The organism is Lysinibacillus sp. LK3 (genome assembly GCF_001043675.1).
In the GTDB taxonomy this organism is placed as follows: Bacteria; Bacillota; Bacilli; order Bacillales_A; family Planococcaceae; genus Lysinibacillus; species Lysinibacillus capsici.
On the sequence record NZ_LDUJ01000001.1, the window covers coordinates 86,483 to 100,700 of the forward strand.

15 protein-coding genes are annotated in these 14,218 nt (G+C 38.3%); 9 read left to right on the forward strand and 6 right to left on the reverse strand.

Features of this window, described 5'->3' with window-relative positions; translation table 11 throughout:
• Positions 1 to 7 precede the first annotated feature (7 nt).
• Both VK91_RS00400 and VK91_RS00405 read right to left on the reverse strand, forming a co-directional pair.
• Entirely contained in the window at positions 8 to 553 is a 546-nt protein-coding gene (locus VK91_RS00400) for a GNAT family N-acetyltransferase (RefSeq protein ID WP_048389773.1), read from the reverse strand.
• Between the two features lie 17 nt (positions 554 to 570).
• On the reverse strand, positions 571 to 1,395 hold the full coding sequence (locus tag VK91_RS00405; RefSeq protein ID WP_048389774.1) for a methyl-accepting chemotaxis protein: 825 nt from the start codon (positions 1,393 to 1,395) through the stop codon (positions 571 to 573).
• Between the two features lie 297 nt (positions 1,396 to 1,692).
• Between VK91_RS00405 and VK91_RS00410 the strand changes: the two genes are divergently transcribed.
• Together VK91_RS00410 and VK91_RS00415 are read left to right on the forward strand one after the other, a co-directional pair.
• Positions 1,693 to 2,892: an MFS transporter gene (locus VK91_RS00410; protein ID WP_048389775.1), complete on the forward strand. Its 1,200-nt coding sequence runs from the start codon at positions 1,693 to 1,695 to the stop codon at positions 2,890 to 2,892.
• Positions 2,893 to 2,906: 14 nt separating this feature from the next.
• On the forward strand, positions 2,907 to 3,635 hold the full coding sequence (locus VK91_RS00415) for a sulfite exporter TauE/SafE family protein (protein ID WP_048389779.1): 729 nt from the start codon (positions 2,907 to 2,909) through the stop codon (positions 3,633 to 3,635).
• A gap of 52 nt (positions 3,636 to 3,687) precedes the next feature.
• Here VK91_RS00415 and VK91_RS00420 read toward each other — a convergent pair whose 3' ends face one another.
• The 3 genes from VK91_RS00420 to VK91_RS00430 form a co-directional block, all read right to left on the reverse strand.
• Positions 3,688 to 4,470, reverse strand: a complete 783-nt coding sequence (locus tag VK91_RS00420; protein ID WP_004232559.1) for an enoyl-ACP reductase — start codon at positions 4,468 to 4,470, stop codon at positions 3,688 to 3,690.
• Positions 4,471 to 4,634: 164 nt separating this feature from the next.
• Entirely contained in the window at positions 4,635 to 5,228 is a 594-nt protein-coding gene (locus tag VK91_RS00425) for a hypothetical protein (protein ID WP_048389781.1), read from the reverse strand.
• A 137-nt stretch (positions 5,229 to 5,365) separates the two neighbouring features.
• Positions 5,366 to 5,614 (reverse strand): ferredoxin, encoded by a 249-nt coding sequence (locus VK91_RS00430; protein ID WP_004232564.1) that lies wholly within the window; start codon positions 5,612 to 5,614, stop codon positions 5,366 to 5,368.
• 106 nt (positions 5,615 to 5,720) lie between these two features.
• Here VK91_RS00430 and VK91_RS00435 point away from each other — a divergent pair, with 106 nt between their 5' ends.
• From VK91_RS00435 to VK91_RS00465, 7 genes are all read left to right on the forward strand, one after another.
• Positions 5,721 to 6,752, forward strand: a complete 1,032-nt coding sequence (locus tag VK91_RS00435) for a helix-turn-helix domain-containing protein (protein ID WP_048389783.1) — start codon at positions 5,721 to 5,723, stop codon at positions 6,750 to 6,752.
• A complete protein-coding gene (locus tag VK91_RS00440; protein WP_048389784.1) occupies positions 6,753 to 8,195 on the forward strand; it encodes an ATP-dependent DNA helicase RecQ in 1,443 nt (480 codons plus the stop codon).
• Between the two features lie 86 nt (positions 8,196 to 8,281).
• Positions 8,282 to 9,019 carry a LysM peptidoglycan-binding domain-containing protein gene (locus VK91_RS00445; RefSeq protein ID WP_048389785.1) on the forward strand — a complete coding sequence of 246 codons (738 nt, stop codon included), beginning with the start codon at positions 8,282 to 8,284 and terminating at the stop codon, positions 9,017 to 9,019.
• A gap of 144 nt (positions 9,020 to 9,163) precedes the next feature.
• Positions 9,164 to 9,922, forward strand: a complete 759-nt coding sequence (locus VK91_RS00450; RefSeq protein WP_048389788.1) for a metallophosphoesterase — start codon at positions 9,164 to 9,166, stop codon at positions 9,920 to 9,922.
• Positions 9,923 to 10,035: 113 nt separating this feature from the next.
• Entirely contained in the window at positions 10,036 to 11,001 is a 966-nt protein-coding gene (locus tag VK91_RS00455; RefSeq protein ID WP_048389790.1) for a YpdA family putative bacillithiol disulfide reductase, read from the forward strand.
• A gap of 58 nt (positions 11,002 to 11,059) precedes the next feature.
• On the forward strand, positions 11,060 to 11,620 hold the full coding sequence (locus VK91_RS00460) for a glycerol-3-phosphate acyltransferase (RefSeq protein ID WP_048389792.1): 561 nt from the start codon (positions 11,060 to 11,062) through the stop codon (positions 11,618 to 11,620).
• A gap of 5 nt (positions 11,621 to 11,625) precedes the next feature.
• Complete coding sequence (locus tag VK91_RS00465; protein ID WP_048389793.1) at positions 11,626 to 13,191, forward strand: aminotransferase class V-fold PLP-dependent enzyme; 1,566 nt, start codon at positions 11,626 to 11,628, stop codon at positions 13,189 to 13,191.
• On the opposite strand, the gene VK91_RS00470 is transcribed toward VK91_RS00465, so the two are convergent.
• A complete protein-coding gene (locus VK91_RS00470; RefSeq protein ID WP_048389794.1) occupies positions 13,171 to 14,139 on the reverse strand; it encodes an asparaginase in 969 nt (322 codons plus the stop codon). The two genes, VK91_RS00465 and VK91_RS00470, sit on opposite strands and share 21 nt — an antisense overlap.
• Positions 14,140 to 14,218: the final 79 nt, after the last annotated feature.

The window sequence follows — 14,218 nt, forward strand, 5'->3', positions numbered from 1 at the left end:
GTTTTTTTTATAGTTGTTGCTGCCATTCACTTACAAGCATGCCATAAATAACGTGATTTACATAATGATCGTAGAGCCATTCTGCAGCTCGAATGGTTCCTTCTTGCATGAATCCAAGACGTTCTGGGATTGCGCAACTTTTGTGATTGGCTTCAGCAACACGAATTTCAACTTTATGAAGCTTCAATGTTTCAAAGGCATATTGCAATAAAGCTTTTACCGTTTTCGTCATGATGCCATGTCCTTGTGCTCCTTCGCTCAACCAATAGCCAATAGTGCCGATTTTATTGCTCGGGTTAATCGCGTTAAAGCCTGCAATGCCAACAATTTCATTTTTAAAGAGAATCACTAGGGAGAGGCTACTGTTCGCTTCATGGCCCTTAATACAGCCCTCAATATAGGCTTTTGTATCCGCCAGTTCTTTTGTGAAATCTAGCCATGGTAGCCATTCTTTCAGATATTCCCTCGAGGCATCCGTTAATGCAAAAACCTTCTCTGCATCTTCAGGTGCGATCATCCGTAAAGCTAAATCTTGGTTTATGGTAATTTGCATTATTGTTCACCTCATTATTATTTTAACGCATTGTGCATAAAGCCTTTCATTTCTCGGCTAAGTAAAGTTAATTCTTCTATAATTTCGCTGAAATCCTGTACGAGCTGTGCTTGCTCATTTGTTGCATCATTGATTTGTCCCATATTTTGCTTTAGATTATCTAGATTTCTATTGATATTCCGTAATGATGATTCTATATTTTCGGTAGCACTAGACGTCTCAAAGGACAGTTTTCGAACTTCCTGTGCCACAATATTAAAGCCAGCGCCGTGCTGTCCAGCACGTGCAGCCTCGATGGATGCGTTTAAACCTAGTAAATTAGTTTGGCGAGATATACTTTTAATTAAATCTGTCACGGCATTTGTTTTTTCAGAGTCCTCTAGGGCATGCTGTGCCTGCTTATTAATTTCCTCACTAGTGGCCGCTAATTCCTCAGAATGGGAAGCGATTGTATGTACTTTATCCTGTAGACTGTTGACGATCTTATCCATCGTAGCCATATAATCTTCAAGTTTGAGCTCATTATCTATTGGTAAGCCAAAAGCTAATGCACCTACTACTTGACCATTTTCACGAATGGGGAATGAAAAAGCATTGATTGCTACACCGTAAACATCCTCTGGTATCACCACATCTGCATTTTGTCCATTAAAGGCGATGAAAACATTTTGGTCATTGGCGTTAACTTTTTGTCCATCATGGTAGCCGGAATCCACACGTTTACCTGCTAAGTATTTAACGACTGTTTCATTTTCCTTTTCAACAACAGCTACAATGGCTTCTTGTTTTAGTGCTAGATGAATATAAGGTGTTGCGAGGGCTAAAGCTTCAATAATTTTCATAAAAATTCCTCCAAGTCTCGTCAATGAAAATGGTTGTGTCATCTGTCTTCATTATGACAATGGTTCTAGATGATTACTTTTACTGTAGCACAATATTTGCCAAGTCAAAATAGCTATTTATTTTTTATTAAAAGAAGAACATACAAATGTGAAGTGCTTTCATTTGTCAATTATTATTTTTTTGCACCGGTGAAAATGAAGGCCTTTTTGTCTATTTTTTGACAAGGAGACGTGTGTTTTGCGAAATATTGTATTAGAATAATAGTAGCATGTGGAAGAAGTTAAGGAGAGAGTTTCATGGACTATATACAAAAGGGTACGAGGGCGTTTCATAAAGCGAATTGGGCCTTATTTTTAGCAGGCTTTATTACGTTTGCTAACCTATATGTAACGCAGCCATTACTACCAACATTTTCAGAAGCATTTCACGTCTCACCAGCTGTAGCAAGTTTATCTCTTTCAGTAACTACCTTTGCATTAGCGGTGAGTTTAATAATTGTCAGTTCGTTATCAGAAGCATGGGGAAGAAAATCATTGATGACGATTTCTATTTTTGCAGCTTCTGTCCTGACACTAGCTCTTGCATTTTCACCTAACTTTGAAACAATTTTAGTTTTACGTGTTGTACAAGGCATCGTTTTTGCAGGTTTACCAGCAATCGCTATGGCTTATTTGGGAGAAGAGATGGAACCAGCAAGCTTAGGGGTTGCCATGGGCTTATATATTAGCGGTAATTCAGTAGGGGGACTTAGTGGACGAGTTATTATTGGTACCTTAACGGACCATTATAACTGGCATACAGGCATGATGGTACTAGGAGGAATCAGCCTGCTAGTTAGTTTATTGTTTGTCTGGATGTTACCAAGCTCCAAACATTTCAGCGCGCGACCTTTACAATTAAAAGCATTGACCAAAACCCTACTGCAACATTTAAGAGATCCTTCTATGCTGTGTCTTTATGGGATGGGGTTTCTTTTAATGGGAAGCTTTGTCACACTTTATAATTATATTGGCTTTAAACTAATGGCACCTCCCTATAATTTAAGTGCCACAATTGTAGGTTGGATATTTGTCATTTATTTAGTTGGGACATTTAGCTCGGCATGGTTTGGCAGTTTAGCCGATCGTTATGGTCGCCAACGAATGCTCTTACTGGCCATTGCCATTATGTTAGCTGGAGCTATAGTAACGCTCAATGGGCTACTTACTTTAAAGATTATAGGGATAACCGTTTTTACCTTTGGCTTTTTTGCAGCTCATTCAATTGCAAGTGGCTGGGTGAGCAAACGAGCATCCCACGATAAAGCACAAGCATCTTCTCTCTATTTATTTTTCTATTATTTTGGTTCAAGTGTTGGAGGAACAGTAGGAGGCGTTTTTTGGATGAAATATGGGTGGATGGGTGTTATAGTGATGATTGCTCTGTTTTTATTCATTGCTTGTGTTCTATCATTTTTATTAAAAAGATTCATTGTTAGACAACGTATCACAACATGATGTGAGGTGTCATTTTGCAGGAATTACTTTTCTATTTTTTCATTATCCTAGCAGCTTCTATTTTACAAACCAGTACAGGTTTTGGTTTTTCCGTTATGGCTACGCCTTTTTTACTGTTGCTTTTTACACCACAAGAGGCGATGCAAATAAATATAATACTGTCCCTTGTTATTTCATTTTCACTCATATGGAAGGTGAGACATGATATTGATGTAGCGTTGCTTAAAAAGGTGATGATCGGTAGTGTTGCAGGTGCTCCTTTTGGTAGTATACTATTTGCCTTAGTCGATGTGACGACATTTAAGCTGCTCATCGCTATCCTTCTTATAGGGCTTACGATTCTATTGATTAAAAATTTCTCTATTCAACAAACAAGGAGTAGAGATTATGGCGTTGGTTTTATATCAGGTATGTTCACAACAAGTATTGGGATGGCTGGACCACCACTGTTGCTCTATTTTGCGAGCACACATAGAAATAAAGAAACTATTAGAGCTGTTTCACTAGCCTACTATATATTTATCTATCTAATTAGCTTACTTTCTCAAGTCATTTTTGAGGGTACAAGTAAAATGGTTTGGATATATAGTATGTATGCTTTGCCAATTGTTTTCTTAGGACTTATTTTTGGACAAATGCTATTTACGCGATTAAATCAAAAATTGTTTAAAATCTTAATTTATTTTCTATTAGTAGCAGCAGGCTTAATTTTGTTGATCCAAAGTTTATGGACAATGCTATAAACAACAAAAAGAAGTATGGAAGGATAATACATCCTCCCATACTTCTTTATTGTTAACCCATAATATTGTAGCCAGCGTCGATGTAGATCGTCTCACCAGTCACACCACGTGATAGGTGAGATAGCATAACAATCGTCATATCTGCTACTTCGTCTTGTTGAACATTACGTTTTAAAGGAGCTGTTTCTTCAATTTTGTGTAAGATTGTGTTAAAAGAAGGAACACCTTTTGCAGCGAGTGTACGAATAGCACCAGCTGAGATAGCATTGACGCGAATATTATCTTGGCCAATATCAGCAGCAAGATAGCGCATAGAAGCCTCTAATGCAGCTTTTGCAACGCCCATCACATTGTAGCCATCAAGTACTCGTTCTGCACCTAAGTAACTCATTGTAACGATAGAGCCACCCTCTGTCATGTATGGATGAGCTGCTTTTGCAGTGGAAATAAGTGAATAGGCACTTGTATCTTGTGCGAATGCATAGCCTTCTCGAGTTGTTTCAAGGAAGCGGTTGTGTAAATCTTCTGCATGCGCAAAAGCCACTGAATGTACAATCCCATGAATAACACCAACCTTTGAGCCGATTTCTTCAAAAGCTGCTTTTGTGCTGTCGTCACTATTCACATCACATTGAACAACAAGAGAATCGGATTGTCCGATATTTTCTAATTGTTTTTGTAATTTTTTTAATGAACGTTCTTGACGATACGTGAAGATGACATTTGCACCAACGTCAAATAAACGTTTAGCAATGCCCCAAGCAATACTGCGATCATTTGCTACGCCCATGACAACAATGTTCTTATCTTTTAATTGTAATAAATTATCCATCATTATGAAGAACTCCTTTGTGAGATAATATCTGTTATTAGTACCAACTACTAAAATCTTATCATACATAAAATAACGTTGCAATAACAAGATGAAAAGAGAAGTAGTTTAGAGAGCAAAAAAAATTCATCTCTTTACAGTAGAGACGAATTAAAAAGTGTGCTATTTTATTTTGTTACATAATGATCATACATATCTACTGCTCGATTAACAGCACTACTGACAGTGATTCTAAAGCAATTTTGTGACCGAATGACCTGTGCCAATATTTTGATTGCTCTTGTTTGATTTTTATGGAATAAAGCATTGTCTGTTTGAAAATCATCGTCTAAAAAGGCAAGATAATAAGGTATTCGATTTTGTGGTTTTAACAAATCAGATTCTGCACTTTTTTCAAGTGTATCGTACACCCATAAATCGATGGCATTTCCTAAGTGGAAGGCCGCAAAATACTGAAAATCATCATTCTCACATTCTTTTACTTTTTGAATTATTTGAATTTTTTGGAGCTCATCTAATAAGAATGTATTGATGGAATAATAGATGGCTTTAGAAGGATTTAGAATGAGCTCATCGGTCTGCTGCGATTTTAAGAAAACCCAGTTATTTAACACGTTTGCCCATGCGTCCACAGTATTCAAACATTTCGCACAAACATCTGGAAATATTGATTGCCACTTTGCAGCAAGATTTTTAAATCTATTCATATGGTCTTGATCAATATAAAATAAACTATGCTCAACTTGTAACTGCTCAAACATTCACATTCCTCCAATAGATTGGTATGTATAGCAATGGACCATATGCCTATTATCTTGATGCAAAAGATAGCCAATATTTTAATCAATAAGAAGGCATCCCCTGAAGGATGCCTTTTAAGATATACATCAACGGAAGACTATTCAAATTTTAATGAGTCACCATCGAATGTTTCATCTGCTACTTTGATAGAGTCTGTTGGACAACCTTCAAAAGCGTCTTGCATATCTTCCAATAGATCCTCTGGAACTTCAGCAGTTCCCATGTTATCATCTAAAATAACGAAGGCAATGCCTTCATCATCATAATCATAAATGTCTGGCGCTGCGGCTCCACATGCGCCACAAGCGATGCATGTATCTTTATCAACTATTGTGTATTTAGCCATTTTATTCTCTCCTTTAACGATGTTCCTACAAAGCTTCATACTCATTTTAAAGATGTTTATCTTACATTTCAACTTAAATACTATTAAATTGGAGGAATTTGCGTCAATGTTTCATCAAATTTTATTGCAAATCTTTCAAAAACTCAATAAAGAGCGGACGATTTCGGCTGCCTATCATGTCCTAAGAGGGAAGCGTTCAGGCCAGACGATTCAAGATATTGGTCTTTTTCAACTGCATCAATATTTTGGCCTCTTGCCAAAACTATCTCGTACTACATTTGATGAGGCTGTAAACTTATTTATGCAGAATAGTTGGTTAAATGTGCAGGAATCTGGTCATTTTTACATGGAAACGCTAGGATTACAACGTGCACAACAAACGCCAACCTTTTTCTTTGATGGTTGGCACTATCGGGGAAATGAGCATGTGTTTTTTGCGAGGCTCTCTCTCATTGTACAAAGTTTGTCACATCAAGCCGCAGCCGTTCGTACCTTTTCACCGATTAGTAGAGATACAATGATTCAAGCGTGGGTGCGAACTTTTTTACAGGCACATCATTATAAGGAAGGTCATTTACAGCAGCAATTATTGACAGAATGTAATCATGTGCTAACTATTCTCCCTGTGTCAGATGCAAGCAAACAGCTTGTTCTGTATCGTTTAAGTGGTTATCAATTACCAGGATGGACGTGGCAACAGCTTGCAGATGAACGGAAGGAAACTGTACTGGATAGTCAATTAGCTTTTATTGAAACCCTACATATATTATTAAATGAAGTGCATCAAAAAATAGATGATTACCCATTGCTAGGGCATGTGGCAGAAGGATTAAAAGTTAAAATATTGCTAACAGATTCTGCACAACAAACCGCACAATTATATGAACAAGGTTATTCGATGGAGCAAATTGTTCAAATGAGAAAACTAAAACAAAGTACAATTGAGGATCATTTTGTGGAATTAGCTATGTATGAACCGAACTTTTCTATTGGCCCATTCGTCTCCTATGATGAAGCCCAAAAAGTGTGGCAGGCATCGAAGCAGTATCAAACAAAAAAATTGAAAATATTACATGAAGCTTTAAACGATATGAGTTATTTTCAATTAAGGCTTGTCCTTGCGAAAGGAGAAGTATAAATGGAACTTGAACAATTATTGCATAAGCATTTTGGTTATTCATCATTTCGGCCAGGACAGAAAGAAGTCATTGAGGCATTACTACAAGAACAAGATGTTATTGCCTTATTGCCAACAGGAATGGGAAAATCACTCTGCTACCAGCTACCAGCCTATACATTAGAGAAACCTGTACTAATTGTTTCACCCTTACTGTCATTAATGCAGGATCAAGTAGAAGAGCTGAAGCGTTTTGGGGAAAAGAGGGTGGTAGCTTTAAATTCCTTTTTATCACTAACAGAGAAACGTTATGTATTACATTTTTTAGAGCAATATCGTTTTATTTTTACTTCCCCAGAGATGCTGCTCCAGCAACAGGTACAAGAGAAACTGGCGCAGATGAAGCTAGGTTTAATCGTAGTAGATGAGGCACATTGCATCTCACAATGGGGCTTTGATTTTCGACCAGATTATTTACGAATAGGTGACTGGCTATCGAGAGAAAATCGTTCGCCAATTTTGGCATTATCTGCTACGGCAACAAAGAAGGTTGTTCGAGATATACGGGAAACTTTATCTCTCAAAGCTCCATTCGAGTTTATGTATAATGTTGACCGCCCGAATATTCATTTAGGTCGTGTAGTAGTGGAGGATAAGGCTGATAAAGCTAGATGGCTCATGCACCATGTTACGGAAACGGCAGGACCTGGTATTTTATATGTTTCCTCACGTAAACGTGCGCAACAATATAGCGAAGCCTTATTACAAGAGGGCGTTCGTGTTGCTGCATATCATGCGGGCTATGGGGTGGAGGACCGTCAATTTATTCAACAGCAATTTATAGCTGGTGAACTTGATTGGATTGTTGCAACAAACGCTTTTGGTATGGGCATTAATAAGCTTGATATACGGCAGGTCATTCATGAATCAATGCCTGCCAATATAGCGAATTATATGCAGGAGATCGGACGTGCAGGGCGGGATGGTCACTCTGCACTTGCTATATTACTATATGCTGAAGGTGATGAGGAGCTGGCTAAATTTGTTGTGACAGGCGATTTACCAACTTTACATCATGTTGACCGCTATCAGGAGCTGCTATCTCAGCAAATACAGCCCATCCAAATGCTGAAAAATGGGGAGTTAAGTGAGACAGCCTTCCGTGTGTTAGACTATTGGCTGCAACGAGAGTCTTCGGAACAAGTGAAGGTCCGATTAAATCATTTAGCACTAGAGAAATACAATGCAGTGAATGAAATGCTTCAAATCATACAGACAAAAGACTGTATTCGTGAACATTTAGTCGGGTATTTTGGGCAAAAATTGCAGAAAAAGCCGGAAAACTGTTGTGAAAATTGTGGAATCCATTATGATGTAATCAAGAAAGTACGCTTAAAAGAGAAAAAGAAAGTAGAAATGGCAACGTGGGAAAGTCGATTGCAACAACTATTAATGGGTAATTAGACTAAAACTGACGGTCATTTACTTTTTTCGTAAAATTCGTCATAATAGAGATGATAGAAAGCGTAGTAAGGTTGGGGGAAAGGCGAATGAATAAAGAAGATTATCGCGATAAAATAGAAGAGCATCGTCAATCGTTTGAAGATGAGCAAAAAGAACAGCAATCCTTATCAAGAGTTTCCAGAATGAATAAAAACGGTAATAAAAACAAAAAGCCAAAAAATTCGAAACGTAAGACACCGTTAATGACGATTCTGTTTGTTATTTTTATCTTGATACCATTAACAATTCTTATTTATTTTTGGAAATTTTATGAACCAGGAAAAACGATTGAACAAGCCGAAAAGGATACAGCTGAACAGGTTGTCGAATTAGATCCTTCAGAAGCATCTGCGTCAGATAAAGATAAGGAAAAAGATGATAAGGGTCAAGACGCTCAGGGAGATAAGAAGGCTCAAGAGCAATCTCAAAAAGATGCTGATAAGTTAGCAGCGGAGCAAAAAGCTGCTGAAGAAGCGAAAAAGGCTCAAGAAGCGAAAAAGGCAGAGGCAGCAAAAAAAGCCGAAGAAGCTCGAAAAGCTGAAGAAGCAAGAATAGCTCAACAACAAGCAGAGGCAGCAAGAAAAGCAGAAGAGGCTAGAAAAGCGGAAGAAGCAAAACAAAATGCTAAAGCAACGACACATACTGTAAAAGCAAATGAGAACTTATACCGAATTGCATTAAATCACTATGGCGATGGCAGTGAAGCGACTTTAGCTAAAATTCGTGCTGCTAATGGGATGTCCTCTAATACTGTAATGGTTGGGCAAGTCATTAAGTTACCTTAATAGAATTTTTTTATCGTTATATAGGTTTTCTAGTATAAAATTACAGACAAACGTTCACACCAAAACGTACGTCTGATTTAGCAAAAAGGCGATTCGTTTTTTAAGAAGAATCGCCTTTTTGCTGTCGTAAGGAGAAGTGAGAAAATGCTATATTTAGGGCTATTTCTTTTGGTAGTCATCGCCCCTCCACTTTATATGTGGAAGGTGGCACATGAAAATAATGTATTGTCTCACCAGCTTTCATTACAGGGTGAACAGGAGAAGGTACGATTATTTTTTATTTCAGATGTTCATTTACGTAAAATAAGTAAGAAAATGATTGCACAGTTACAGGGACATCATTTTGATGCAGTAATTATTGGCGGTGATTTTGCGGATAGCCGTACACCGATTGATCGTATTCATGAAAATTTATCATTATTAACGTCCCTTGGACCAACCTATTTTATTTGGGGCAATAATGACAGAGAAATTGGGGAAGAAAGACTGAAGGACATTTTACAGGCATACCATGTTCAAATTATTGTCAATGATGCCGTACAGCTTCCGCTTAAAAATAGCTTTTGGTTAAGTGCTATTGAGGATACAACTGTTAAAGAATATAGTTTTGAAAAAGCTTTTGCAAAGATAGGAGATCAGGATTTAGTTGTTTTTATCGCCCATAATCCAGAGGTTTTTGCGAAAGTTCGGGCTAAATATCGTGCGGATTTAATGATGGGGGGACATTTACACGGAGGGCAAATCAGATTCGGTCCATATGGTGTTCATCCAAATGGTTCCTATCGTCAGCGTGATGGTGTCATGACTTTAGTAAGCAATGGCTATGGGACGACATTAGTACCTTTTCGATTTGGTGCAAAGCCCCAATGTCATATAATTGACATTGATATTTCGAGTAAATAAACAACCAAATCGTGTGAGAAGGCGTATAATAAAAAGGTATCGTCTATTCTATGATAATGTGAAAGCATGGAGCAGCAATTTTTGCTGTTCAAATTCGATTGGAGTGTCAAGAAATGCAGCAAGCAGATGCAATTATTGTTGGAGGAGGCCCATGCGGCTTAGCAGCAGCAATAGCTTTGCAAAATATTGGTTTACAACCTATTGTGATTGAAAAAGGAAATATCGTCAATGCCATCTATCATTACCCTACACATCAAACATTTTTTAGTACGAGTGAACGGTTAGCTATTGGTGATGTACCATTTATTATTGAAGGACGTAAGCCGAAACGCAATCAAGCCCTTGTCTACTATCGAGAGGTCGTCCGTTTAAAAAATATACAAGTTAATCGCTTCGAAAAAGTACAAAGTGTTGTAAAAAATAATGATTTGTTCACGGTTACCTCCGATAAGGAAATATATGAAACGCCCTATGTTGTCATTGCAACAGGTTATTATGATCATCCGAATTATTTAAATATCCATGGTGAGCAGTTACCTAAAGTTTTCCATTATTTTAAAGAGGGCCATGAATTTTTTGATACGGATGTTCTAGTTATAGGCGGCAAAAATTCAGCGATAGATGCCGCGTTAGAATTAAATAAAGCCGGGGCTCGTGTAACCGTAGCCTATCGTGGCAGCGAATACTCTCCAAGCATCAAGCCATGGGTATTACCCGAATTTGAAGGGGTAGTCAAAACTGGAGAAGTTGACATGCTTTTTAATACAAATGTATTGGAAATACGTGAGCACGAAGTTGTTTTAGAAGTAGAGGGCCAAGAGAAAATAGTAAAAAATGATTTCGTTTTTGCTATGACTGGCTATCATCCTGATCACTCCTTTATTAAAGCGATGGGAGTGGACATAGAGGAAGAAACGGGTCGTCCTTATGTTACGCCTGAAACGATGGAAACCAATGTTGAAGGACTATTCATTGCAGGTGTTATTGCAGCAGGAAATAATGCCAATGAAATTTTTATTGAAAATGGTCGTTTCCATGGCGAATGTATCGCTCGAACTATTGAGCAGAGAAAAAAATAACGATCGAGGCTGTATAGGCATGTAGCTTATACAGCCTTTTTAGCAAGGAGGCAGCTCAATGATTGGCTTGTATTGGCTCTTGAGTTATTTAATAGGAAACATCTTGACGGCTTATTTCGTTGGTAAGATATACGGTGTAAATTTGCAGGAAGAGCGTAGTAAAAATTTAGGCGCGCGTAATGCGGGAAGTGTGATTGGGAAAACAGCGTTTATTTTGACTCTTCTTGGCGATACATTAAAAGGTGTACTTGTTGTCGGATTAGGACGCATGTGGCAATTGGATGAATGGGTCCTTATTGGCGGAGCTGCATGGGTGATAATAGGGCATCTATTTCCGATTTGGCTGAAATGGAATGGAGGGAAAGGTGTAGCTACTTTTATTGGTGTGGGTCTCGCCTTATCGCCAAGTCTTTTTTTATGGATGATTATTGGTACAGCACTTATATCTGCATTTACTAGAAGTCTGACACTTGGCATGGTTGGGGGCTTTGCTTTTTATATAGCCGCAATTATACAAGCAGGGAAATTAGAGCCATATGGACTTTTAATCATGGCAATCGTGTGTATGCTTATTAAGCATATGTCTAATATTCAGGAATCATTGAAAAGAGGGAAGTGAAGGAAATGTATTGGTGTAAAATTGCCAAGACAAATGAAGAATTTGAGGCGATTGCTCGATTGAATTATGAAACATTTGTAGAAGAAATTCCTCAGCATGAGGTAAATGCATCGCGAAAAAAAGTAGATCGATTTCATCAGGAGAATACCTATGTCGTTGTTTATAAGCAAACAGAATTAATTGGCATGGTGGCGTTTAGAGATCAACGACCATTTTCTATTGATGAAAAGATTGGTAAGGTCGAGCAGTATTTATCGAAGGAAAATTGTGAGAAGCTTTGTGAAATTCGTTTGCTTTCCGTGAAGAAGGGTTATCGAACGGGTCGAGTTCTATTGAAGCTTACTCAGGCCTTAACTACATTTGCCTACGAAAAAGGCTATTCTGCTGCAGTGATTTCAGGTACAACGAGAGAGGAAAAACTATATAAGCAGATGGGTTTTAAGCAGTTTGCACCAGCTGTCGGGGAAGAGGGTGCGATGTTTTTACCGATGGTGCTCACTAGACATGAATTTGAACAATCATTACAACATAGACTAACGACGGAACCCTCTACATTTTATCCTGGGCCGGTGAGGCAATTAGAGACAATTGCTCATTCAGATTTATCACATCGTTCATTACCTTTTTATGCGCTTTATGAACGAGTGCAGAAGAGGTTACTGCATTTATCGAAGTCCAATCATGTTGGTGTAATCGTAGGAACGGGAACGCTAGCAAATGAAGTAATGCTTGCACAACTAAAGGCACAGCAATTAGGAAAAGGGCTTATTCTCACAAATGGAGAATTCGGTGAACGTTTACAGAAGCAAGCCGCTCGTTGGTCATTACATTATGATGTGGTAGAAAAAGAATGGGGAACAGTATTTGATGACAAAGAACTGGCTTCACAGCTTGAGACGGGGTCTTATCAGTGGATGTTGGCAGTACATGGTGAGACTTCCACGGGAACTTGTAATAACTTAGATATTCTTAAAAAGCTTGCTAAACAATACAATGTAAAGTTATGTATAGATTGTATTAGTTCGTTCGGTGCCATGCCGTTCTCTTTACAGGACTGCTATTTAGTTACGGCTGTGAGTGGTAAGGCCATTGGTGCGTTAAGTGGGCTAGCATTTGTATTTTCGCAATCACTTGCACCCCCATCTGCCGATCTACCCGCTTATCTTGATTTAGCAAATTATCAGCAAGGTGTCATACCATTTACATTACCTGCTGTATTACTGAGCAATGTGGAGACTGCATTGCAAGCCTATCCAGCACGTTATGAGCAGCTACAGCAACGCTTTCAATCACTGCTGCAGCTACCAATCATGCAATTTCAATATCCAACTACTCAATATCCGATGTTGATAACGGTTCAATTGCCTAATAATTATGCCAACCTACTTATTGATTTAGCATTAAACGGGCTATTCGTTCATGGTGAAAGCCAGTATTTACGCCAAAAGAATTTCATTCAATTTTCTGTGATACAGCCAGATTTTGATGAAGCTTTGGCTCGACTTAGCGAAATACTGGGCTATTATGAACAGGTGATCGAGACTTTAGCGTTACAAGAAAAAGTCCTTTAAATTTAAAGGCGAGCCAGTTGTGTTAAGGCCTATTAATAATTTTAAGCGTGCCTTTTGACCATTAATACCTGTGGCGAATATGGCGCCTAAGTCTTCTAGCATTTTACCGCCGCCCATATAGCCATAAACACCTTCTGCAATTCCATTAAAGCAGCGGGAAACAAGTACAACTGGGATGTCTCGTTGTATAAGGCTTTCAATTCCCTTTACAACAGATGGCGGGACATTCCCTTGACCTAGTCCTTCTAGCACAACACCATCATATTTACATGCAAGCACGACATCCAATAAATCTTCTTCCATTCCAGCGTACACTTTTAGCATTGCGACACGCTTAGGTAAATTGTTAACATCTACATATTGTCGACGAATTGGTGCGTGATGGAATAAGATTCGGGATTTTGTAATAAGGCCAATCGGTCCATATTGTGGAGATTGGAAAGTATTTACTGAACTTGTGCTTGTTTTTGTTGTATTTACAGCAAGATGAACCTCATCATTCATCACAACAAGCACACCTTTATCACGTGCTTCTTCATCAACAGCTACTCGGACTGCTTCTACTAAATTATAAATCCCATCTGCTCCAAGTTCGTTAGATGAACGCATTGCTCCTGTTAGCACAATCGGAATGGCTAAGTTCGTAGTTAGCTCTAAGAAATAGGCGGTTTCTTCCAATGTATCCGTACCGTGTGTGATGACCACACCGTCAATTGGCTGTGCGTCAATTTGTTCCAAAATCAAGTTACGCAATAAAAGCATCTCTTTCGGTGTAATATGTGGAGAAGGAAGGTTAAAAGCTTCTATTTCGATAATGCTTGCTAGTGAAGCCAGTTTATTACTTTCCTTCATTAGAGGATTTTCCTTATTAGGCATGACCGCTCCTTCAGCACTCATCGCCATGGAGATTGTGCCGCCAGTATGAATTAATAAAATTGTTTTTTTCATAAAAAATAAATCTCCTTTTAAAAAGTTTTTTTGTCATTACATGGTATAATAATAGCAGTCTATTGTTGAAAGGAGCCGG

Excerpts from the sequence above, each read along its gene's own strand:
- VK91_RS00400 (WP_048389773.1), bottom strand. The coding sequence starts at position 553 with ATGCAAATTACCATAAACCAAGATTTAGCTTTACGGATGATCGCACCT.
- VK91_RS00405 (WP_048389774.1), bottom strand. The coding sequence starts at position 1,395 with ATGAAAATTATTGAAGCTTTAGCCCTCGCAACACCTTATATTCATCTA.
- VK91_RS00410 (WP_048389775.1), top strand. The coding sequence starts at position 1,693 with ATGGACTATATACAAAAGGGTACGAGGGCGTTTCATAAAGCGAATTGG.
- VK91_RS00420 (WP_004232559.1), bottom strand. The coding sequence starts at position 4,470 with ATGATGGATAATTTATTACAATTAAAAGATAAGAACATTGTTGTCATG.
- VK91_RS00425 (WP_048389781.1), bottom strand. The coding sequence starts at position 5,228 with ATGTTTGAGCAGTTACAAGTTGAGCATAGTTTATTTTATATTGATCAA.
- VK91_RS00430 (WP_004232564.1), bottom strand. The coding sequence starts at position 5,614 with ATGGCTAAATACACAATAGTTGATAAAGATACATGCATCGCTTGTGGC.
- VK91_RS00435 (WP_048389783.1), top strand. The coding sequence starts at position 5,721 with ATGTTTCATCAAATTTTATTGCAAATCTTTCAAAAACTCAATAAAGAG.
- VK91_RS00440 (WP_048389784.1), top strand. The coding sequence starts at position 6,753 with ATGGAACTTGAACAATTATTGCATAAGCATTTTGGTTATTCATCATTT.
- VK91_RS00445 (WP_048389785.1), top strand. The coding sequence starts at position 8,282 with ATGAATAAAGAAGATTATCGCGATAAAATAGAAGAGCATCGTCAATCG.
- VK91_RS00450 (WP_048389788.1), top strand. The coding sequence starts at position 9,164 with ATGCTATATTTAGGGCTATTTCTTTTGGTAGTCATCGCCCCTCCACTT.
- VK91_RS00455 (WP_048389790.1), top strand. The coding sequence starts at position 10,036 with ATGCAGCAAGCAGATGCAATTATTGTTGGAGGAGGCCCATGCGGCTTA.
- VK91_RS00460 (WP_048389792.1), top strand. The coding sequence starts at position 11,060 with ATGATTGGCTTGTATTGGCTCTTGAGTTATTTAATAGGAAACATCTTG.
- VK91_RS00465 (WP_048389793.1), top strand. The coding sequence starts at position 11,626 with ATGTATTGGTGTAAAATTGCCAAGACAAATGAAGAATTTGAGGCGATT.
- VK91_RS00470 (WP_048389794.1), bottom strand. The coding sequence starts at position 14,139 with ATGAAAAAAACAATTTTATTAATTCATACTGGCGGCACAATCTCCATG.